The organism is Streptomyces canus (assembly GCF_030816965.1).
GTDB classification, from domain to species: Bacteria; Actinomycetota; Actinomycetes; order Streptomycetales; family Streptomycetaceae; genus Streptomyces; species Streptomyces canus_E.
Window position 1 is genome coordinate 6280725 of record NZ_JAUSYQ010000002.1, and the last position, 21020, is coordinate 6301744.

The 21020-nt window shown below is 72.3% G+C and carries 17 protein-coding genes and 1 pseudogene; 12 read left to right on the plus strand and 6 right to left on the minus strand.

Annotated features, from left to right (window positions below; genetic code table 11):
• Positions 1–114 precede the first annotated feature (114 nt).
• From QF027_RS29955 to sucD, 4 genes are all read left to right on the plus strand, one after another.
• Positions 115–1185, plus strand: coding sequence for a hypothetical protein (locus QF027_RS29955; RefSeq protein ID WP_307078176.1), 1071 nt, complete (start codon positions 115–117; stop codon positions 1183–1185).
• A 175-nt stretch (positions 1186–1360) separates the two neighbouring features.
• Complete coding sequence (locus tag QF027_RS29960) at positions 1361–3289, plus strand: hypothetical protein (RefSeq protein WP_307078178.1); 1929 nt, start codon at positions 1361–1363, stop codon at positions 3287–3289.
• Positions 3290–3747: 458 nt separating this feature from the next.
• A complete protein-coding gene (sucC, locus tag QF027_RS29965) occupies positions 3748–4926 on the plus strand; it encodes an ADP-forming succinate--CoA ligase subunit beta (protein ID WP_057607820.1) in 1179 nt (392 codons plus the stop codon).
• 21 nt (positions 4927–4947) lie between these two features.
• On the plus strand, positions 4948–5832 hold the full coding sequence (sucD, locus tag QF027_RS29970; RefSeq protein WP_046261564.1) for a succinate--CoA ligase subunit alpha: 885 nt from the start codon (positions 4948–4950) through the stop codon (positions 5830–5832).
• Between the two features lie 115 nt (positions 5833–5947).
• Here sucD and QF027_RS29975 read toward each other — a convergent pair whose 3' ends face one another.
• Entirely contained in the window at positions 5948–6838 is an 891-nt protein-coding gene (locus tag QF027_RS29975) for a sigma factor-like helix-turn-helix DNA-binding protein (protein WP_307078180.1), read from the minus strand.
• Between the two features lie 45 nt (positions 6839–6883).
• On the opposite strand from QF027_RS29975, the gene QF027_RS29980 reads away from it, so the two are divergent.
• Complete coding sequence (locus QF027_RS29980; protein ID WP_307078182.1) at positions 6884–8572, plus strand: cell division protein PerM; 1689 nt, start codon at positions 6884–6886, stop codon at positions 8570–8572.
• A gap of 4 nt (positions 8573–8576) precedes the next feature.
• Here the strand turns inward: QF027_RS29980 and QF027_RS29985 are convergent, their stop codons facing one another.
• The gene (locus QF027_RS29985; RefSeq protein WP_307078184.1) at positions 8577–9365 is read right to left on the minus strand and encodes a hypothetical protein; all 789 of its coding nucleotides are present in this window, start codon (positions 9363–9365) and stop codon (positions 8577–8579) included.
• Between the two features lie 288 nt (positions 9366–9653).
• Between QF027_RS29985 and purN the strand changes: the two genes are divergently transcribed.
• The gene (gene purN, locus QF027_RS29990) at positions 9654–10301 is read left to right on the plus strand and encodes a phosphoribosylglycinamide formyltransferase (protein ID WP_306977317.1); all 648 of its coding nucleotides are present in this window, start codon (positions 9654–9656) and stop codon (positions 10299–10301) included.
• Complete coding sequence (purH, locus tag QF027_RS29995) at positions 10298–11872, plus strand: bifunctional phosphoribosylaminoimidazolecarboxamide formyltransferase/IMP cyclohydrolase (protein ID WP_306977314.1); 1575 nt, start codon at positions 10298–10300, stop codon at positions 11870–11872. The genes purN and purH overlap by 4 nt, the downstream gene beginning before the upstream one ends.
• A 35-nt stretch (positions 11873–11907) precedes the next feature.
• Here the strand turns inward: purH and QF027_RS30000 are convergent, their stop codons facing one another.
• From QF027_RS30000 to QF027_RS30015, 4 genes and pseudogenes are all read right to left on the minus strand, one after another.
• Positions 11908–13575 (minus strand): serine/threonine-protein kinase, encoded by a 1668-nt coding sequence (locus tag QF027_RS30000; protein WP_307078186.1) that lies wholly within the window; start codon positions 13573–13575, stop codon positions 11908–11910.
• Between the two features lie 251 nt (positions 13576–13826).
• Positions 13827–13973 (minus strand): hypothetical protein, encoded by a 147-nt coding sequence (locus QF027_RS30005; protein WP_306986862.1) that lies wholly within the window; start codon positions 13971–13973, stop codon positions 13827–13829.
• A 270-nt stretch (positions 13974–14243) separates the two neighbouring features.
• Positions 14244–14661, minus strand: a pseudogene (locus QF027_RS30010) (FHA domain-containing protein); the annotation flags it as partial.
• 145 nt (positions 14662–14806) lie between these two features.
• Positions 14807–15451: an RDD family protein gene (locus tag QF027_RS30015; protein WP_306977309.1), complete on the minus strand. Its 645-nt coding sequence runs from the start codon at positions 15449–15451 to the stop codon at positions 14807–14809.
• Positions 15452–15691: 240 nt separating this feature from the next.
• On the opposite strand from QF027_RS30015, the gene QF027_RS30020 reads away from it, so the two are divergent.
• The 5 genes from QF027_RS30020 to QF027_RS30040 all read left to right on the plus strand — a co-directional run bounded on the left by QF027_RS30020 (position 15692) and on the right by QF027_RS30040 (position 20970).
• Positions 15692–16546, plus strand: a complete 855-nt coding sequence (locus QF027_RS30020; RefSeq protein ID WP_266560532.1) for a bifunctional methylenetetrahydrofolate dehydrogenase/methenyltetrahydrofolate cyclohydrolase — start codon at positions 15692–15694, stop codon at positions 16544–16546.
• Positions 16547–17018: 472 nt separating this feature from the next.
• Positions 17019–17489 carry a DUF3017 domain-containing protein gene (locus QF027_RS30025; protein WP_373431063.1) on the plus strand — a complete coding sequence of 157 codons (471 nt, stop codon included), beginning with the start codon at positions 17019–17021 and terminating at the stop codon, positions 17487–17489.
• A gap of 242 nt (positions 17490–17731) precedes the next feature.
• Positions 17732–18190, plus strand: coding sequence for a helix-turn-helix domain-containing protein (locus QF027_RS30030; protein ID WP_306977305.1), 459 nt, complete (start codon positions 17732–17734; stop codon positions 18188–18190).
• Between the two features lie 251 nt (positions 18191–18441).
• On the plus strand, positions 18442–19635 hold the full coding sequence (locus tag QF027_RS30035; RefSeq protein ID WP_306977303.1) for a helix-turn-helix domain-containing protein: 1194 nt from the start codon (positions 18442–18444) through the stop codon (positions 19633–19635).
• Positions 19636–19980: 345 nt separating this feature from the next.
• Positions 19981–20970 (plus strand): malate dehydrogenase, encoded by a 990-nt coding sequence (locus QF027_RS30040; RefSeq protein WP_307078188.1) that lies wholly within the window; start codon positions 19981–19983, stop codon positions 20968–20970.
• Positions 20971–21020 lie beyond the last annotated feature (50 nt).

The window sequence follows — 21020 nt, forward strand, 5'->3', positions numbered from 1 at the left end:
CGTGCAAGGATCGGCTTCTCCATTGTCTTCACCCTTCCCCACCGTGTCCCTTTCGCCTCTGGTCCGTCCCATTCCGTTTCGCTTCGTTCCGTCGCAGGAAGGACCCGCCCCCTCTTGACCTGGTCAGCAGCCCGTCCCGGTACCGCGGTGCGCGTGCTGCGCGCGGCGGTCGTGCGGCGTGCGCTGCAAGTGGGGCTGCTGGTGGGCGGGTTGTTCGTGCTCGGTTTCCTCTGCGGGGCGCAGGCACATGCGGCCGACGGCACCGGGGCGTTGCCGGGGAAGGCGGCAGGTCAGCTGGTGCAACCGCCGGCAGAGCCGATGGCCAAGCACACGGCCACACCGACGGCCACCGCCACGCCCAAGGACACCGTCACACCCAAGGACACCGTCACACCCGCATTCACGGACACGGCAAAGGGCAGTTCTCCCCAGCCCGTTGCCCCCAAGCCCGGCGCCGACGCTCCCGCCGAACCCGGCAAGAACGGCGGCTCGCTCACCGACGCCCTCACCGACGCCCTCACCCGCCCGGCCGACGACAAGGTTCTCCACCCGGTGACCGAGGACGTCGTCGGGGCCGTGGGCAACGGTGTCGTGCGGCCGGTCGGTGATCTGGTCGAGACGGTGACCACGGGGTTGACCGGGACGGTCGGGATACCGGCGGGGTCCACGCTGCCGGGGTGGCCGACGCTGCCGGCGTTCCCGGAGTCCCCGTCGTGGCCGACCCTGCCCACGGTGCCGGGTGTCCCGACGGTGCCGGTCCTGCCCGGGATCCCGGGCAGGACCCTGCCCGTGCCCGCGCCGGTCACCTCGGCGCCGCAGCCCCAGCCGGGTGATCACGCGGTGACGAGGCCGGCCGACGACGAGGGCTCCGCGGGCGACGGCGGCGTCTACGGGCCGCGGTTCGCCGGTCACGGCACCGTGACCGAGGCCGCCGTGCACTCCTCCGGCCACCGCACCACCACCTCCACCGCCCACGCGCCCGCGCACCAGGCGCCCTCCGACAACCAGGGCGGGGCCCTGGGCGGCAAGTCGGCAGTGGACAACGGCTCGTCGCGGCACGGCGACGCGCAGGCCGTCACCCTCGACGACCGGGCGCCGCAGCGGCTCGTGCCCGGTGCTGCCGCGAGCGTCGACGCGGCCGGGACCCGGGACAGGCACCGGGACATCCCCGTCTTCCCTGGCTAGGGCAGGCCTTCCCCCGCCGCTGACCTGCCGCGCGGGGGCGGAACAGGTCTGCCCCAGCCGTTCGGAAACCCCCCAGATCTCCTTAGATCTCCGGACGGATCCCCCCTGGAGCCTCATGGCTCCGGATGTCCCCATGCCTCTCCAGGCCCCCAAGATCCAGGGATCTGACGCACTCATGAACAAGAACATCCGCCGTTCCATCGTCATAGCCGCCGGTGTCACCGGTGCGTGGGCACTCGGTTCCGCCGTGGCCAGCGCGGACGAGCTCCCGGCCACCTCCCTCTCCGCGACGGACACGGCGACGGACACGGCGTCCGACACCGCGTCCGACACGAAGACCACCGTCGGCGACACCCTCGCCACGGTCACCGACACCCTCGACGGCACGGTCGACGGCGTCGTCTCCGACGTCACCACCACCGTCGCCGACACCACCGGCACCGCGCGGAAGGCGACCGCCGACACCACCGAGCAGGCCAGCCGCCACGCAGACACGAAGGTCACGGTCCCGCAGGTGTCCCAGGCAGCCGAGTCCAAGGCGTCCAAGGTGAAGGGCGCCGCGGCCATCCAGGGCGCGAAGGCGGCCCGGGTCGCGCAGGCCGAGGCGAAGGCCAACGCCGCGCAGGCCGCCGCCGTCAAGGCCTCCGACGTCGCCGCGCCCACCGCGCCGAGCACACCCACCGCCCCCCGGCACGACGTCGACTACCTCTTCGGCCCCCTCTCGGCCTTCGCCCCCGAGGTGGAGCGGGCCCTGGCCGGCGCCCAGACGAAGCTCCAGGGCGTCCAGTCGGCGGCGCGTTCTCAGGCGCAGGGCGTCGACGGCGTCGTACGGACGACCAAGCAGCACACCGTCGCGGGCGCGACCGGCGCCGCGCACGCCACGCTCGCCGGGGCGCAGGGCCGGATCGCCGGCGTCTCCGCCGCAGCCGGGGCCGAGGCCACCGCCGTCACCGACACCGCCGAGGCCACGGTCTCCTCCGTCCCGAGCCACATCACCGGCACGGTGGACGGCGTCCGTCGGCAGGCCGTCGGCACGGTCGGCGCCGTACAGCAGCAGGTCTTCGGCACCGTCGCGGGCGTCCCCGGGACCGTCACCCCCGTCGTCGACCGGTCGGTCGCCTCGGTCGTGCCGCCCGTCGTGACCGCCGCCGTGGACGGTGTGGTGCCGGTCGCCGCGCAGGCGGGGGACGGTGTCGTGCCGGTCGCCGAAGGGGTGGGGCCCGCCGTCGGGTGGACCGTGGCCGGGGTGACCCCGGTCGCCACCGGCGCGGTGGGAGGCGTGACGCCCGTCGCCGAAGGGGCTGTGGGCGGGGTCGCGCAGACCGCCGGGCACGCCGTGGGTGCCGCGACCGCGCTGGCGTACGGAGTCGTCGGGGACGTGTCCCCGGTCGCGGGCGGCACCGTCCAGGGCGTGCGGCCCGTCGTCGGCGGCGCGGTCGCCGGAGTCGGGGGGATCCAGCACGGCGTGGCCGCGTACGCCACCGGCACGGTCGCCGGCGTGCTCCCGGTCGTCGACGGAGTCGTCGCCGACGTGCCGCCCTACGCCACCGGCCTCGTCGGGCAGGTCACCCAGGACACCACCGACGCCGTGCTGCCCCCGGTCGTGAACACCGCGGTGCACGGCGTGGTGCCCGTCGCCGGGCAGGCCGTCGCGGACGCGACCACCCTGGCGTACGGCGTGACGCGGGACGTCCACCCCTTCGCGACCGGAGTCGTCGGCGACGTCGCGCCGCTCGCGTACGGCGTCGCCGGACACACCACGGACCTGGCGTACGGCGTCACGGGTGAGGTCCCGGCCTTCGCGCACGGTGTCACCGGGGCGGTCCAGCCGGTCGTCGACACCGTGACCCGGACGGTCGAGCCGGTCGCCGACAGTGCCACGACGCTGGCGTACGGCGTCGCGGGCGACGTCACGCCCTTCGCGTACGGCGTCGTCGGCGAGGCCGCTCCCGTCGTCGGGCAGGTCGGCCCCTTCGCCGGGGATCTGACCGGAACCGTGCAGGACACCGCCGGACCGCTCGCCGGGCACGCCGTCACCGGCGTCCAGGGCGTGGCCGAGTCCCTCACCCCGGGTGAGGCGCAGGAGATGCGGTACCGCGTCTGACCGTCCCCCGCCGAACGACTCCGTGAGGTGACGGGTCCCGGACGGCCGAAAGCCGTCGGTCTGTCCTGCCGGAACCTCACGGACGGGGCGAAGCGGTCCCCATTGGGGTGGGGATCGACCGCCCGGGCCCCTCGAAGAAGGGGCTGCACAAGGGGCCTCACCGGGTCGACCCCACCCCGGTGAGGCCCTTCCCCATGCCTCGTGGAAGCGTCCCGGTGCCCTCACACGCGGCACGCCGTGCCAGTGAGCGCGGCATCATGTGACAGGTATCACCGCTCAGGTGTGACCCTCGATTTAGGGGCCTCCCGCAAGCAGCGATAACCTGCGAGACGGACATGCCGCGCGCTCGGACACCGTGTGCGCCTCCCTTGTGACAGACACGGTCGGACGTCACGTTGCCCTCGCGGCACGCCCACGCAGACAACGAACCGCGAGATCACTGATAGGGACGGAAGCGCGTGGACCTGTTCGAGTACCAGGCGAGGGACCTCTTCGCCAAGCACGATGTACCGGTGCTGGCCGGTGAAGTCATCGACACGCCTGAGGCGGCCCGCGCAGCCACCGAGCGCCTCGGTGGCAAGTCCGTCGTCAAGGCCCAGGTGAAGGTCGGCGGCCGTGGCAAGGCCGGTGGCGTCAAGCTCGCCGCCTCCGCCGACGAGGCGGTCGAGCATGCGACCAACATCCTCGGCATGGACATCAAGGGCCACACGGTCCACAAGGTGATGATCGCCGAGACGGCTCCGGAGATCGTGGAGGAGTACTACGTCTCCTTCCTCCTCGACCGTGCCAACCGCACCTTCCTCTCCATCGCGTCCGTCGAGGGCGGCATGGAGATCGAGGAGGTGGCGGAGACCCGCCCCGAGGCCGTCGCCAAGACGCCGATCGACGCCAACGTGGGTGTGACCCCCGAGGTCGCCCGCCAGATCGTCCAGGCCGCGAACTTCCCGGCCGAGGTCGCCGACAAGGTCGAGAACGTCCTGGTCACCCTGTGGAAGACCTTCATCGAGGAGGACGCCCTCCTCGTCGAGGTCAACCCTCTGGCCAAGGTCGCCTCCGGTGACGTCCTCGCCCTGGACGGCAAGGTCTCTCTCGACGAGAACGCCGAGTTCCGTCAGCCGGGCCACGAGGCCCTCCAGGACAAGGACGCGGCCAACCCGCTCGAGGCCGCCGCCAAGGAGAAGAACCTCAACTACGTCAAGCTCGACGGCGAGGTCGGCATCATCGGCAACGGCGCGGGTCTCGTCATGAGCACCCTGGACGTCGTCGCGTACGCCGGTGAGGCGCACGGCGGCGTCAAGCCCGCCAACTTCCTCGACATCGGCGGCGGCGCGTCCGCGGCCGTGATGGCGAACGGCCTGGAGATCATCCTGGGCGACCCCGACGTCAAGTCGGTCTTCGTCAACGTCTTCGGCGGCATCACCGCATGCGACGAGGTCGCCAACGGCATCGTGCAGGCGCTGCAGCTGCTCGCGGACAAGGGCGAGGAAGTCACCAAGCCCCTCGTCGTCCGCCTCGACGGCAACAACGCCGAGCTGGGTCGCAAGATCCTCTCCGACGCCAACCACCCGCTGGTGCAGCGCGTGGACACCATGGACGGCGCGGCCGACAAGGCCGCCGAGCTCGCGGCTGCGAAGTAAGGAAGAGGGACAGATACAGCCATGGCTATCTTCCTCAACAAGGACAGCAAGGTCATCGTCCAGGGCATGACCGGTGCCACGGGCATGAAGCACACCAAGCTCATGCTGGCCGACGGCACGAACATCGTCGGTGGCGTGAACCCGCGCAAGGCGGGCACGTCCGTCGACATCGACGGCAACGAGATCCCGGTCTTCGGCACGGTCGCCGAGGCGATCGAGAAGACGGGCGCCAACGTGTCCGTCCTCTTCGTGCCGCCGGCCTTCGCGAAGGCCGCCGTGGTCGAGGCGATCGACGCCGAGATCCCGCTCGCGGTCGTCATCACCGAGGGCATCGCGGTCCACGACTCGGCCGCGTTCTACGCGTACGCCGTGTCGCAGGGCAACAAGACCCGGATCATCGGCCCGAACTGCCCCGGTCTCATCACCCCGGGCCAGTCCAACGCCGGCATCATCCCGGGCGACATCACCAAGCCGGGCCGCATCGGCCTGGTCTCGAAGTCCGGCACGCTGACGTACCAGATGATGTACGAGCTGCGTGACATCGGCTTCTCGTCCGCCGTCGGCATCGGTGGCGACCCGATCATCGGGACGACGCACATCGACGCGCTCGCCGCGTTCGAGGCCGACCCCGACACCGACCTGATCGTGATGATCGGTGAGATCGGCGGCGACGCCGAGGAGCGTGCGGCCGCGTTCATCGCGGAGAACGTGAAGAAGCCGGTCGTCGGCTACGTCGCGGGCTTCACCGCGCCCGAGGGCAAGACCATGGGCCACGCCGGTGCCATCGTCTCCGGTTCCTCCGGCACGGCCGCCGCGAAGAAGGAGGCCCTCGAGGCCGCCGGCGTCAAGGTCGGCAAGACGCCCACCGAGACGGCGAAGCTGGCGCGGGAGATCCTGGCCGGCTGAACAGGTCTTCAGCTGCACGTTTGATGGGCTCGCTCCGTGGGTTGGAGCGGGCCCATCGGCGCGTCTCGCGGCCGAGCCGCTGATGTCACAGCCCCGCGTCCTTGAGTGAGTGCGGTCAACGACCGACCGGTACCAGCCTCTCCGGACCGCCCGCCGTCTCCTCCCGCAGCTTCTCCCGCAGTTCCGCCTCCGCCTCCGACAGCGCGCCCTGCGCCACCCTCGCCGGCACCCCCTGCACTTCCGCTCCCGGCGCGATCGGCGGCTCGTAATGCGTCGGAGCCGTCCGCACCGTGAGCGCCGTCGTGCCGATCAGCGCGACCGTGAACGCGATCGCGGCCCTGGTCCAGAAGCGTGCCCGGCGCTCACTCCCGGTCCGCACCGCAGGCGGCTGCGCGGCACGCAACCGCTCCCTGGAGGCCAGCGAGACCAGGCAGTCGTGCAGGTCGGACGGGTCGGCCAGGTGGGGAAGCCGTGCCGCGATCGCCGCGCGCGCGTTCATCAGCCGGTTCGCCGTCGCCGGGGTGCTCGCCTCCGTCTCCGCCGCCGTCTCCGGAAGATCGAGGCCTACGCCGTCGTACAGCAGGAGGGTGCGCCGCTGTGACGGCGGGAGTTCCATGAGTACGGCCATCAGCGCGCGGTCGGACGGGTCGGCGACGGGTTCCTCGGGGCTGCGGTGGCGGGGGCGGAAGCGGTGCCAGGGAGAGAGGGCGTACTCGTACGTCATGATCCGTACCCAGCCCGCCGGGTCCCGGTCCACCGCCACCTCGGGCCAGCGCTGCCAGGCGAGTTGGAAGGCCCGCTCGACCGACTCGCGGGCGAGCTCACCTCGGCCGGTGAGCAGGTAAGCCTGCCGGACGAGCGCGGGGGCGCAGAACGCGTACAGCGCGTCGAAGGCCTGAGCGGGCGTCAGGGGGGTGGCAGGGAGCTCCTCGTGCTCCTGCTGAGGAACCGTCACAAGGCGCCCCTTCGTACGAAAAAGTACATAGATGTATATTGAGCGACACATCGGAGGTTCGCCTGTTACGACGGGAAAGCGCGTGTCGTTGGGAGCATGGCGGTCGTGATCCAGATGACCGCTCGCCGAACCTCGTTGCCGCCCCTGCTCGCCCGCTTGCGTGACCGAACGCCCGGTTTGGCCGCCGGCCTCCTGGGTGGGGCGGTGGCCGCCGGACTGGGGCTCGGTTCGTTCGCCGTGCTCGTGATCATGCTGTGGATCAGCTCGCCGTATCCCGACAGCGGTCCCGGTGGCGCGCTGCACGTGGCCGCGGCACTGTGGCTGCTCGCGCACGGGGTCGAGCTGGTCCGGACGGACACGCTCACCGGAGTTCCGGCGCCCGTGGGCGTCACCCCGTTGCTGCTGCCCGCGCTGCCGTTGTGGCTGGTGCACCGGGCGGCGCGGGACGCGGCCTCGGAGGACGAGGAGTCGCCGGCGGCCTCCGGGCGGACCGCGTGGGCGGGGATCGTGCTCGGGTACCTCCCGGTCGCCGCGGCCGCCGCACTCTACGCGTCCGGCGGGGCACTGCGGCCCTCCTGGGTGTGGACCTGCGTGTGCCTGCCGGTCCTCGTCATGGGCGCGGCCGGTGTGGGGGTGTGGACGGCGTACGGCCGCCCCTGCGACGCCGTGGACGTGTTGCCCCCGGGGATGCGGCGGCTTGTCCTCGGGGCGGACGCCCGGGCCCGGCTCTCCGTGGCGGCGCGAGCCGCGGGGGCCGGGATCTCCGTGCTCGTCGGGGGCGGGGCGGTGCTGCTGGGGGTGTCGCTGGTGGCGCACGGCGCGGCGACGCGCGGCTCCTTTCTGCACCTGACGGAGGGCTGGTCGGGACGGTTCGCCGTTCTCCTGCTGTGTCTGGCGCTGGTGCCGAATGCCGCCGTGTGGGCGGTGGGGTACGCCGTCGGACCCGGGTTCCTCCTTGGCGCGGGTCATGTGGTGGGGCCGCTGTCGTCGGATCCCGCGCCGCTGCTGCCGCCGTTCCCGCTGCTGGCCGCGGTGCCGGAGGCGGGGCTCGGGGGGCCGGCGCACTGGGCGGCGGGGGCGGTACCGGTGGTGGCCGGGGCGGTGGTGGGGTGGTTCGTGGGGCGGGCCCCGGCCGCGGGGTGGTCGCGGGGGCGGACGGCGGGTGCGGTGTGCTGGGCGGCGGTGCTGTGCGCCGGGACGGTCGCCGTGCTGGCCGTGCTGGCCGGCGGGCCGCTGGGGGTGGGGACGCTGGCCCGGTTGGGGCCGGTGTGGTGGCAGGTGGGTGGCGCGGTGGGGGGCTGGATCGCGGGGGTGGGGCTTCCGGTGGCTTTGGCGGTACGGGCCTGGCGGGGCCGCTCGCGAGGCGGGCCGCGGCAGTGGGTGCCGGCGCCCAGGCTCGCGCGACGCAAGGCGCCGGGCGGGGCCGGGACCGCCCCTGGGACGGCCCCCGGGACCGACGTTGGCGTCGCCCCTGCGACCGCTCCTGCAACCGCCCCTGCGACCGCTCCCGGGTCCGGCTCGGTGGAGGCGAGTGGTCCGCGGGACGACCCCCATGACCGGGACGGCACCTATGCCCGCCATGACCGGAACGGCGCCTACGCCCGCCACGACCGGGACGACACCTACGAGCCGTACGACTTCCTGCCCGCCGCGCCTCAGACGGAGCCGGTGCCTTCGCCGACGCCCTGGTACGACGACACGTCGCGCGAGTCCCGCTGGGCGGTCCTGAAGGAGGCGTCCACGCCGCCCGAGGAATCCACGGAGAAGCCCCCGCCCACCGACTGACGCGTCAGCTGCTCTCGCCCAGTAGGCCCCGGAGTTCCTTCGGGAGCAGGTCCGTGCACGACTGCTCCGCCTGGTTGGTGAGGGCGTCGTTCGTGCAGGTGTAGTAGTCGTCGTAGACGAGCCGCGCGGTGAAGACCCCCGCCACCAGCGCGATGGCCAGGGAGGCGGTGACCAGGCCGCTCACCGCCGCAGTGGTCTGGGGACGGGCGGACTGCGGCGGAACGGGGGTGTCGGGGTCCGGGGTGCGGGGCTTGGCACGCAACGCGCTGATGCCCCAGTACAGGGCCAGGGCACCGAGCAGCAGGGCCAGATACAGCCAGCCGAAGAGGGCGAAGAAGAAGGCCCACATGCCGGAGAGCAGGGCGTAGCGGGCGCGGCGCTGGGCGGGGTCCGTCGGATCCCAGCGCGGGCCCGGACCCGCGTTGCCCTGTCCTTCCGGGCCGCCGCCGGGCCGGGCGCCCGGGCGATCGCCGAAGCCGCCGTCGGAGCGGCCCGGCTGGCGGTCGCTCCACTGACTGCCCCACGGCGTGCGCCCTCGGGTGTCGTCGCCTTGGCCGTCGTCCGAGCCCTCGGGGCGGCGCGGCTGCCACGGGCGGTCCGGGGTGCCCTCCGGCGGCGGGGCGAAGGGGTTGTCGTCCTTCGCCGCACCGCCCCGCCCCTCGCCGTTCTTCTTGTCGGAGGAAGGAGCGTCCGGCGGCGAGGCGGGCTGCTCCCGCAGCAGCAGGCCGCTGCGCTCCCCTCCCTGCACCGACTGCGGGGGGAGCGTGAGGAGTCGCAGGCTGCGGTCCGACATCAAGTGAGCGTCTTCCCCTTGAAGGATGTGACTGGCACGGCGTGGACGGAACGGTTCGGTGGGCCCGTCGGCGCGAGCCTCACCCGGTGAACGCACCGCGCACCACCCGCGTTCCCGGACCGGTCCCTCCCAGACGCTACCTTCCGGCCACGCCCCCGTCCCGTGGGGGGCCTGCCGGTGTGCCGGTATCGTTGCTGACGTTCGGCCGCTTCGTAGACTTCCCCGTATCCCGGGGCTCGAAGCATTCGTACGACCGTACAAACGCTCCCCCGAGAAAGGGCCCCCGCCGTGGCCGCCAAGCCCGTGGCCGAGCAGGCCAGGCCGGTCCAGCGACTGGTCGTGCTGGTCTCCGGATCCGGTACGAACCTACAGGCGCTGCTGGACGCCATCGAGACGACCGGCGCGGCGGCCTACGGTGCCGAGATCGTGGCCGTCGGGGCGGACCGGGACAACATCGAGGGGCTCGCGCGGGCCGAGCGGGCCAGGATTCCCACCTTCGTCCGCAAGGTCAAGGACTTCGAGACCCGCGAGGAGTGGGACGCCGCCCTCGCCGAGGCCGTCTCCGCGTACGAACCCGATCTCGTGGTGTCCGCCGGGTTCATGAAGATCGTGGGGAAGGAGTTCCTCGCGCGCTTCGGCGGGCGGTTCGTGAACACCCACCCCGCGCTGCTGCCCAGTTTTCCGGGGGCCCACGGAGTGCGCGACGCGCTCGCGTACGGAGCCAGGGTCACCGGCTGCACCGTCCACTTCGTCGACGACGGCGTCGACACCGGACCGATCATCGCCCAGGGCGTGGTGGAGATCCGGGACGAGGACGACGAGAGCGCTCTGCACGAGCGCATCAAGGAAGTCGAGCGAAGGCTGCTCGTCGAGGTCGTGGGGCGGCTCGCCCGCAACGGCTATCGCATTGAGGGACGAAAGGTAGTTATCCAGTGACCGCCGAGAGCATCGAGAACGGCAAGCGGGCCATCCGTCGCGCGCTCGTCAGCGTCTACGACAAGACCGGGCTCGAAGAGCTTGCCCGCGGGCTGCACGAAGCCGGCGTCGAACTCGTCTCCACCGGGTCCACCGCGGGCCGTATCGCCGCCGCCGGCGTCCCCGTCACCAAGGTCGAGGAGCTCACCGGCTTCCCCGAGTGCCTGGACGGCCGCGTCAAGACCCTGCACCCGCGCGTGCACGCCGGCATCCTCGCCGACCTGCGGCTCGAGGACCACCGGCAGCAGCTGGCCGAGCTGGGCATCGAGCCGTTCGACCTGGTCGTCAGCAACCTCTACCCGTTCCGCGAGACCGTCGCCTCCGGTGCCACCCCCGACGAGTGCGTCGAGCAGATCGACATCGGCGGCCCGTCGATGGTCCGCGCGGCCGCCAAGAACCACCCGTCCGTCGCGATCGTCACGAGCCCCGCGCGGTACGGCGACGTCCTCGCCGCGGTCAAGGACGGTGGCTTCGACCTCACCACCCGCAAGCGGCTCGCCGCCGAGGCCTTCCGGCACACCGCCGAGTACGACATCGCGGTGGCCAGCTGGTTCGCCAGCTCCTACGCCCCCGTGGACGAGTCGCTCTTCCCCGACTTCCTCGGCGCCACCCTGGAGCGCCGCAGCACCCTGCGTTACGGCGAGAACCCGCACCAGCCCGCCGCGCTCTACGTCGACGGCACGGGCGTCGGCCTCGCCGAGGCCGAGCAGCTGCACGGCAAGGAGATGTCGTACAACAACTACACGGACACGGACGCCGCCCGCCGTGCCGCGTACGACCACACCGAGCCGGCCGTCGCGATCATCAAGCATGCCAACCCCTGCGGCATCGCGATCGGCGCGGACGTCGCCGAGGCGCACCGCAAGGCACACGCGTGTGACCCGCTGTCGGCCTTCGGTGGCGTCATCGCCGTCAACCGGCCGGTGAGCCGGGAGATGGCGGAGCAGGTCGCCGAGATCTTCACCGAGGTCATCGTCGCGCCCGACTACGAGGACGGCGCCCTCGAAGCCCTCGCCAAGAAGAAGAACATCCGGGTCCTGAAGGCCCCGGCCGCGCCCGCGCACCCCGCCGAGGTCAAGCCCATCGACGGCGGCGCGCTCCTCCAGGTCACCGACCGCCTCCAGGCCGAGGGTGACGACCCGGCGAACTGGACCCTGGCGACCGGCGAGGCCCTGAGCGCGGACGAGCTCGGCGAGCTCGCCTTCGCCTGGCGGGCCTGCCGGGCCGTCAAGTCCAACGCCATCCTCCTCGCCAAGGACGGCGCGTCGGTCGGCGTCGGCATGGGGCAGGTCAACCGGGTCGACTCCGCGAAGCTGGCCGTCGAGCGGGCCGGCGCCGAACGCGCGCAGGGCTCGTACGCGGCCTCGGACGCCTTCTTCCCGTTCCCGGACGGCCTGGAGGTCCTCCTGGAGGCCGGTGTGAAGGCGGTCGTCCAGCCGGGCGGCTCGGTCCGTGACGAACTCGTCGTCGAGGCCGCGAAGAAGGCGGGCGTCACGATGTACTTCACGGGGACGCGGCACTTCTTCCACTGACGGATCACCGCACAGGGCGGCGCCGCGATCGACATCTACGTCGAACTGCGCAGCGCCGCCCACGTGTTGGGCCCCACCTGGCCGTCCACCTCCAGTCCCTTGGTGCTCTGGAACTGCTTGACCGCCGACTGGGTGTCCTTGCCGAACTCGCCGTCCACGCCCGAACCGCCCACGCTGTAGCCGCGCTTGGTGAGCATGCACTGCACCTGCACGACCCGCTGGCCCTTGTCGCCGTAGTCGGTCAGTTCGGTGCCGGAGTAGTAGGTGCAGCCGGAGATCCAGGCGGGGGCGGCCGGGGGCGCCGCGGTCTTGGTCACCGTGGCGGTGGGGGTGGGGGCGGTGCTGTTTCCGCCGCCCGTGCTGCCGCTGTTCCGGGTGGCCGTCGCGGACGGAGTGCTGTTCGGTGCGCTGCTGCTCTCCTCGGGGGCGGCCGTCTGCGCCTCGCTCTTGTCCTTCTTCTTCTCGCCGGCGGCCTTGCCGGAGGGCGAGGCGGAGGCGCCGGTCCCGGAAGAGGCCGGTGCGGCGGAGGCGCTGACGCTGCCGGAGCGCGTCGGGGCGGCGGCGGCCGGGGAGTCGAGGCCCGGGCGGGTGAGCAGGAAGGCACCGACGGCCACGGCTCCGACGGCGATCCCCGCGACGGCGGCCAAGAGGGGCCTGCGCCGCCCACCGGTCCCGGTGACCGGGGCGGGGACCGGTGAGAGCACCGGCTCCGTGGGCGTGCGGAAGTGGGGGGACTGCCGGACGGGCACGCCCTCCAGCACCGCACACCCCTGCTGCCGGTCCAGGAGCCGGGCGGCCAGTGGGTCGTGCCAGTGGGACGCGCGGCCGTGTCCGGCGGCCGTGGCCGCGTCGATCAGCTGCCGCGGGGCGGGACGCCCGGCGGGGTCCTTGGCGAGACAGGCGGACAGCAGCGCGGCCAACGCGGGGTCCGCCTGCGCGAGTTCGGCCATGACCTCGGTGTCGGGTGCCTCGAAGGCGACCCGGTGCATGACGTCCACGCCGGTCCCGTCGCCGAAGGGCGCGTGCCCGGTGGCGGCGTAGACGATGGTGCAGCCGAGGGAGAAGACGTCGGAGGCGGCGTCGCAGCGGCCCTCGCGCAGGTACTCGGGCGCCATGTACGCGGCCGTGCCGACCCGGTTGCCGGTCGTGGTGATCGCGCTGCTGTCGGCCGCGCGGGAGATGCCGAAGTCGATGACGTGCGTGCCCCGGGGGGACAGGATCACGTTGGACGGCTTGAGGTCCCGGTGCACGACCCCGGCGGCGGCCAGCGCCGACAGGGCCTCCCCGAGTTCCGCGACCAGCCGCCACACCCCGGCCGGCTCCAGCAGCCCGCACTCGCGGACGGCCTCGGCGAGGTTGAGGCCGGGCAGGTACTCGGTGGCCATCCACAGCAGCGCGTCGTCGAATCCGGTGCCCAGCAGATGCGGTGCGCGCGGTGTGCGCACCCGGCCGTGCACGGCGGCCTCCCGCTCGAAGCGCCGCCGGAAGTCCGGGCCTTCGGCGTACTCGGGCCGGATCACCTTCACGGCGGCGAGTCCCGGGGCGTCGTCGGCACGCCGGGCCAGGTAGACCCGGCCCATGCCACCGCTGCCGAGCAGCCCGAGCGGGACGTAGGGTCCGATACGTCCGGGATCGGCGGGCAGCAGCGGAACTGCGCCCGCCTGCCGCAGCGCGGTGTCACCGGCCGCCGGTATGTCTGTCACGGTCCCCCCGACCTGCCTTTTCTTTCCTCAACGTGCTCTCACGTCACGCCAGTTGACTGAGGAGAGGCTAGCGCCCCGGTGCCGGGGAGTGCCGGAATACGGAGGGAACGCGGCCCGCGCATACGTGAGCGCGGTCTCCGGCCCTCCCCCGAAAGGGCCGGAGACCGCGCGGTCCGCGCCGGGTCAGGTGACCCGGGTGCCGTCGGGCTGGACACCGGTGACGCGCGTGCCGTCGTGGTGGTGGCCACCGGTCACCCGCGTGCCGTCCGGTGTGGAGAGGTCCGGCGTCCGGAGCCGCCCAGTCCCGGTTGCCGTCGTCGGCGGCGGTCATGCGGGTGCCGTCCGGTGCGCATCGCCCCGGCCGCGAGCAGCAGCGCGGCGGGCTTGGTGATGTTCACGTCGATACCCTCAGGTGAACGTCGGTGGTGGTGCCGCCGAAGCGGCATGCGCCCACCCCTGCCGGTCCGTCCCCCGCGCGGGTACCTGAGAAGTCTCAGGGTCACTTCGCGCCGGGCGGCGTGTACTCCTTGAGGTGGCGTGCGACCCGGGACGCGTAGCCGCGGTAATTCTCGGGGACCCCGCCCGCTTTGTTCACCGTCCCGTAGGAGGTCCCGCCGGTAACGGGCCATCGCCGGGATGGACTCGGCGGGCGGGAGGGGCGGTTCGGGCACGGTGTCGGCGGGCGCGGTGGTCGTCCCCTCGATGTCGCCGTCGGGGCGCAGACAGTCGTGGCGCGGCGCCCACACGGCGATGGCGATCAGGTCGCCCCGCGGCCGGCAGCGCGATCCGCGAGAACTCGAAGGGGACCGGCGCCTCCAGGCGCCCCGGCCCGACCTTGATGTGCTCGCCCGCGCCCTCCGGGTTCTCCACGACGTACGTCTGGCGTCCGGACAGGTGGCTCAGCGCCCAGAACGCGCCCTGCGCGGTGATCTCGCCGGCTCCTCGGGACACCCCCTCATGGGGGATGCGCACCGCGCAGGCGGCGGCGCGTCCGAAGGTCAGCCGCTCGCCCGGGGCGAGTCGCAGCTGCTGTGGCGTAGTCCGGTCCTCCGTGGTCGGCGGAGGTACCACGATGATGCTGTACACGGTCCGGTCCGTCTCCCCGTCCCCGCGTGTCTACGAGCCAGGGTGGGTGACGCCCCGGGGCCGTGCCACGACGTGACACGGCCCCGGGGAAAGTATGGAGAGAAGGCGACGTGGCGATCCGCCGCCGATTGTGGTGAAGCGGTGCTCAGTTCGTACGGATGACGATGGACGAGCAGACCTTGTCGGCGAAGGTCTGGCGCTTGGCGTCCCAGGCCGGCCACAGCCAGCCGAGGTAGCACGCGAGGCTGTCCAGGAAGTGCGCGAGACGGCGCACGAAGGCCATGCCGACACCGAGGGGCTGACCGTCGCTCTCCCGCACCAGACGGATGCCGAGCGCCTTCTTGCCGAGCGTCTGGCCGGTACGGCCCTCCATGATCAGCAGCCAGATCGCGAGACCGATGACGACGAGGTAACCGACGATCGCCAGGACCGGCATCTTGTTGGCCGCGCCGATGCCGGCGAGGACGTACGGGACCACGAAGACGAGCATGTCGACCAGGGTGCCGAGGAAGCGCTGGCCCCAGTTCGCGTACGGGGGCTGCGCGCCGTAGCCCGGCTGCTGCGGGTAGCCGTAGGCGGAGGCCGGGACCTGCGGCGCCTGGGGGTAGCCGTAGCCCGGCTGCTGGGGGTATCCCTGCTGCGGCGGTACGCCCTGGGGAGCCTGCTGCGGGTAGCCGTAACCGGGCTGCTGCTGCGGCGGCTGCTGGGGGTAGCCGTAACCGGGCTGCTGCTGGGGGTTCTGGGGGTTCTGCGGCTGCTCGTAAGGGTTGTTGGGCGAGCCGAAACTCATGATGATCCTCCGTGGGCCAAGCTGGGGACAATGCGGACTGCGCGGAGGAACGTCATGGTCTGAGCGGTTTGCCCCCCGAACATCAACCGCGATACTGCGCCAGACATCGTTCTAGGCAGGTGTGTTGTTGTCCAGCCTCATTCGGTATGTGTTGTGCAAGTGCAACCTCGCCGATCTTGAGCGGGGCCATGGTGGAACCCGGATTGGAACCGGGGCCGGGTCATCCGCGAAGATGGGGACATGACCGCCCAGATTCTCGATGGCAAGGCCACCGCAGCCGCGATCAAGTCCGATCTGACCGCCCGCGTGGCGGCGCTGAAGGAGAAGGGCGTCACGCCCGGCCTCGGCACGATCCTCGTCGGGAGCGACCCCGGCAGCCAGAAGTACGTCGCCGGCAAGCACCGGGACTGCGCGGAGGTCGGCATCGCCTCCATCCAGCGTGAACTGCCCGAGACGGCCACGCAGGAGGAGATCGAGGCGGTCGTCCGCGAGCTGAACGACGACCCGGCGTGCACCGGTTACATCGTCCAGCTGCCGCTGCCCAAGGGCATCGACGAGAACCGCATCCTCGAACTCATGGACCCGGACAAGGACGCGGACGGGCTGCACCCGATGAACCTCGGACGGCTGGTCCTCAACGAGCCGGCGCCCCTGCCGTGCACGCCGAACGGCGTGCTGACGCTGTTGCGCCGGTACGGCGTGGAGATCAAGGGCGCGGAGGTGGTGGTCGTCGGCCGTGGCGTGACGATCGGCCGCTCGATGCCGCTGCTGCTCACCCGGCGCAGTGAGAACGCGACGGTGACCCAGTGCCACACCGGCACCCGTGACCTGTCCTCGCACCTCAAGCGCGCGGACATCATCGTCGCCGCCGCCGGTTCCGCCCACCTGATCCGTCCCGAGGACGTGAAGCCTGGTGCCGCCGTCCTCGACGTCGGCGTCTCCCGCAACGCCGAGGGCAGGATCGTCGGCGACGTCCACCCCGGCGTCGCCGAAGTCGCCGGCTTCATCTCCCCGAATCCCGGCGGCGTCGGCCCGATGACCCGCGCCCAGCTGCTCGTCAACGTGGTCGAGGCGGCGGAGCGCAGTGTCGGCTGAGGCACGGGGCCCCGGGAAGCGGGGAGCCGGGACGGGGGCGGCCGCGGCGCGGAGCCCTCGGGAGGCGGGCGCGGAGTCGGCCGAGGCAGTCGGGTCACGGACGTCTGGTGTGGATGCGGCCGAGGCGCAGGGGCACCGGAAGGCGGGTGCGGCCGGGGACGGGCCCCAGGAGCCGGTGGCCGAGGCGCCCGGCGCCGAGAAGCAGACGGTCGGCGGGCGGAGGGCCCGGACACCGGGGACGCGGGCGACCGCGGCGCGAGGCTCTCAGGAGCAGGACGCGGCGTCGGGCGCACCCCGAAAGCCGGGTGCGAGGACGGCCGAGACAGAGGAGCTCCGGATGTCGGGCGCCACGGCCGCCGAGGCAGGGGAGGCCCGCGAGCCCGGTGCCACGAGTGCCGCGGATGGTGCCGCCGGGAAGCCGGGCGGTGCCGATGGCGAGTCGGACAAGGCGTCGGATCCTGAGTCGGACAACCTGTCGGATCCCGAGTCGCAGGCCGAAGTCGTCGTGCGGGACGCGATCAGTGCGCCCGATGTCGACGGGCGGCCCCGGCGGGCGACCCGGCGGTTTCCGCTGTTCACCAGGGACACCGCGCGGCCCGAGGGCGGTGGCCGGGCCGCGCCGCGGGACGCTCCGGCGCCCGCCCGGCAGTGGCCGGTGCTCGCCGTGCTGGCCACGGTGGGGCTCGGGCTGCTGCTGACCGCCCTCGACCAGTTCCGCTACGGCACGCTGCTCATCGGTCTCGCCCTGCTCGCCGGTGCCGTGCTGCGCTGGCTGCTGCCGGACGTCGGCATGCTCGCCGTGCGCTCGCGCTTCACCGACATCGCCACCTACGGCGTGCTCGGCACCGCGATCGTCCTGCTGGCGATGATGGTGCAGCCGAACCCGTGGCTGGTGATCCCCTTCCTCAAGGACACCCTGCACTTCACGGTCAGCAGCAGCTGACCCGACGCAGGCACGGGACGGCGGTCCGCCCCCACCCCCGATGAAGGACGGGCCGCCGTCACGGCTCAGCCTCCCGTGCCGCGAACGGCCTGTTCAACCGCTGTCAGTTCGCTGTGACACAGCGGTGACCCTTCCGGCACGGTGCGCGCGACCTGCCACAGCCGACCCCGTACCAGGAACCGATCAGGCCTCTGACGTCGTCAATTGCCGGGAAGCAGGTGAAGACGCCGTGGAGGTGGGCGATGAGTGGCTGGCAGGCGCTGCCCGACGATCTGCCCCCGGAGGTACGGCACTTCGTCGAGCAGCTCAGACAGCTCAAGGACAGTACGGGGCTCAGCCTGGTCGCGCTCGGCGCCCGCACCGCGTACAGCAAGTCCTCCTGGCACCGCTATCTCAACGCCACCCAGCCCCCGCCCCGCCAGGCCGTCGCCGCCCTGTGCCGGATCGCGGGTCTCGACCGCGCCGACGCCGACCGCTTCGGTGTGCGCTGGGAACTGGCGGTCCAGGCCTGGCCCCGCCCGACGACGGCGCCCGCACCGACCGCCGGTGGCGAGGAGTACGAGGACGACCCGACCCTGCCGTGGTGGGACGAGCGCCCCGAAGAGGGCGGCCGGGGAATGAACCGGTTGTTGCTGTTCGCCGTACTTCTGCTTGTCCTCCTGCTGTTGGCCGGGGTGGCCGGTGCCGTGGCGTCCGGGTGAGCCGGGAACTCCCGTGACGGGCGTTATTACCGGTGTGTTCCTCCTGTGACGATGTATTGACAAGTTCGCGCATTTGACACAGAACCGTTCGACAGCGGAGCTAATGTGTCGAACTTGCCGACGCCCCCGTGCGTCTCCACGCCGGGAGCTGAGATCCTTGGCGGACGCACTCCTGTGGGGGGCACGGGGGAGCGGGGAACAAACAGCACCGACCGGGGGGAAGAGGGGGAGCAATGCCTCGCTGGAGGGCTTTGCCGGATGAACTGGATCCGCAGGTCAGGGAGTTCGCGAGCCAATTGCGGCGGCTCGTGGACCGCAGCGGCCTGAGCATCGCGGCCGTCGCCGACCGCACGGGTTACAGCAAGACGTCCTGGGAGCGGTATCTCAACGGCCGGCTGCTCGCGCCGAAGGGCGCGATCGTCGCCCTGGCCGAGGTCACCGGCACCAATCCCGTTCACCTGACCACGATGTGGGAGCTCGCCGAACGGGCCTGGAGCCGTTCGGAGATGCGCCACGACATGACCATGGAGGCCATCCGGATCTCCCAGGCACGGGCCGCGCTCGGCGAGTTCGGGGCGCCGCCCGCCAACGTCAAGGGCGGCAAGACGGCCCGCAGGAGCAGCAGCGCGACGGCGACGCCGGGGGTCGCGGGACCCGCGGGAGTCGCCCCTGCGGTGCCGCCGCAGCCGACGTCGTCGGAAGCCGACAGCGTGGAGGCACGGCAGGGCTCCTCGGGCGGGAACTCCTGGGGCATGGCCGGATATCAGGGGCCGTCGCAGCCCTCTTCGGGACGTACGGCCGCGGCGGCGCCCGTCTCCACCGGCGGTCCGGGGTGGACGCCAGGGGCGCCGGGAACGCCCGGGCCGTACGACGAGCCGCAGGACGCACGGCCCGGGGACGGCTCCTCCGGTGGCGCCGGTGGGCCCGCCGGGGCCGGTGGCTCCGGCGGGGGGAAGCGGCGGCTGACGATGTTCCTCGCGGGGGTCGTCGGGGTGCTGGTCGTGGTCGCCGCCGTGTTCTTCCTGACCGACGGGGGCGGGGGCAAGCAGAACTCGGGGGCCGACACGTCTCCGTCACCGTCGGCCAGCGCGTCCGTCTCGCTGCCCGCCGGGGTGAAGTGCAGTGGTGCGGGGTGCACCGGCAAGGACGCCGAGGCCATGGGGTGCAGCGGGAATCTGGTGACGACCGCCAAGACCGCGACGGTGGGGGCGACCGTGGTCGAGGTGCGGTACAGCGAGACCTGCGGCGCGGCCTGGGGGAGGGTCACCCAGGCCGGGCAGGGGGACAAGGTCGAGGTGACCGCGGGGAAGGCGACCGAGCAGAGCGGGGACATCACCGAGGCCGGGGACACGATCGCCTATACGCCGATGGTGGCCGTGAAGGACGCCGGCGAGGCGAAGGCCTGCGTGGCGCTGGCTTCCGGGCAGTCGGGGTGCACCGACTGAGGGGTGCCCGCCCCCCCCGGATAGGTAAATCTTCAGCGACCGTGCATGGGATGCCGAATCGGGGGCACGCGAACCGTACCCCCACGGGAGTCCGGAAATCGGTACCCCCATACGGCGGCCGCCTTCGTCCTCCCTCTCCCGGACGGGCGGCCGCCTCTTTCGTCGGCCGTTCGCGGGGTGGTTGCGGGGTGTTGCAGGGTGGTTGTGGGGTGGGCCACACGGGGCCGGACGTCCGACATCCCCGATGCGCGATAGCCTGACCGCTGGATCTCTCTTGACGCCAAGAGATCGATCAAACGTCCGGGGCAGGGACGCCCCACCGCCAGCTGTCATACGGAGAACGCCATGACCCGCACTCCCGTGAACGTCACCGTCACCGGCGCGGCCGGCCAGATCGGTTACGCCCTGCTCTTCCGCATCGCCTCCGGCCAGCTGCTCGGCGCGGACGTTCCGGTCAAGCTTCGCCTCCTGGAGATCACCCCCGCGCTGAAGGCCGCCGAGGGCACCGCCATGGAGCTCGACGACTGCGCCTTCCCGCTCCTTCAGGGCATCGACATCACCGACGACCCGAACGTCGCCTTCGACGGCACCAACGTCGGTCTGCTCGTCGGCGCCCGCCCCCGCACCAAGGGCATGGAGCGCGGTGACCTCCTGGAGGCCAACGGCGGCATCTTCAAGCCGCAGGGCAAGGCCATCAACGACCACGCCGCGGACGACGTGAAGATCCTGGTCGTCGGCAACCCGGCCAACACCAACGCGCTGATCGCCCAGGCCGCCGCACCGGACGTACCGGCCGAGCGCTTCACCGCGATGACCCGCCTCGACCACAACCGCGCGCTGACCCAGCTCGCGAAGAAGACGGGCACCACGGTCGCCGACATCAAGCGGCTGACCATCTGGGGCAACCACTCCGCCACCCAGTACCCGGACATCTTCCACGCCACGGTCGCCGGCAAGAACGCCGCCGAGACCGTCAACGACGAGACGTGGCTGGCCGAGGACTTCATCCCGACCGTCGCCAAGCGCGGCGCGGCCATCATCGAGGCCCGTGGCGCCTCGTCGGCCGCCTCCGCCGCCAACGCCGCCATCGACCACGTCCACACCTGGGTCAACGGCACCGCGGACGGCGACTGGACCTCCATGGGCATCCCGTCGGACGGTTCCTACGGCGTCCCGGCCGGCCTGATCTCGTCCTTCCCCGTCACCACCAAGGACGGCGTCTACGAGATCGTCCAGGGCCTGGAGATCAACGAGTTCTCCCGCGCCCGCATCGACGCCTCCGTGAAGGAGCTGGAGGAGGAGCGCGAGGCGGTGCGCGCGCTCGGCCTGATCTGAGTCTTCTCGACGGCTCTGTCACGAGCGTGCACGGGCCCTGTTCCGGTTCC

Excerpts from the sequence above, each read along its gene's own strand:
- QF027_RS29960 (WP_307078178.1), top strand. The coding sequence starts at position 1,361 with ATGAACAAGAACATCCGCCGTTCCATCGTCATAGCCGCCGGTGTCACC.
- sucD (WP_046261564.1), top strand. The coding sequence starts at position 4,948 with ATGGCTATCTTCCTCAACAAGGACAGCAAGGTCATCGTCCAGGGCATG.
- QF027_RS29975 (WP_307078180.1), bottom strand. The coding sequence starts at position 6,838 with ATGTGTCGCTCAATATACATCTATGTACTTTTTCGTACGAAGGGGCGC.
- QF027_RS29980 (WP_307078182.1), top strand. The coding sequence starts at position 6,884 with ATGGCGGTCGTGATCCAGATGACCGCTCGCCGAACCTCGTTGCCGCCC.
- QF027_RS29985 (WP_307078184.1), bottom strand. The coding sequence starts at position 9,365 with ATGTCGGACCGCAGCCTGCGACTCCTCACGCTCCCCCCGCAGTCGGTG.
- QF027_RS30015 (WP_306977309.1), bottom strand. The coding sequence starts at position 15,451 with ATGAGTTTCGGCTCGCCCAACAACCCTTACGAGCAGCCGCAGAACCCC.
- QF027_RS30020 (WP_266560532.1), top strand. The coding sequence starts at position 15,692 with ATGACCGCCCAGATTCTCGATGGCAAGGCCACCGCAGCCGCGATCAAG.
- QF027_RS30030 (WP_306977305.1), top strand. The coding sequence starts at position 17,732 with ATGAGTGGCTGGCAGGCGCTGCCCGACGATCTGCCCCCGGAGGTACGG.
- QF027_RS30040 (WP_307078188.1), top strand. The coding sequence starts at position 19,981 with ATGACCCGCACTCCCGTGAACGTCACCGTCACCGGCGCGGCCGGCCAG.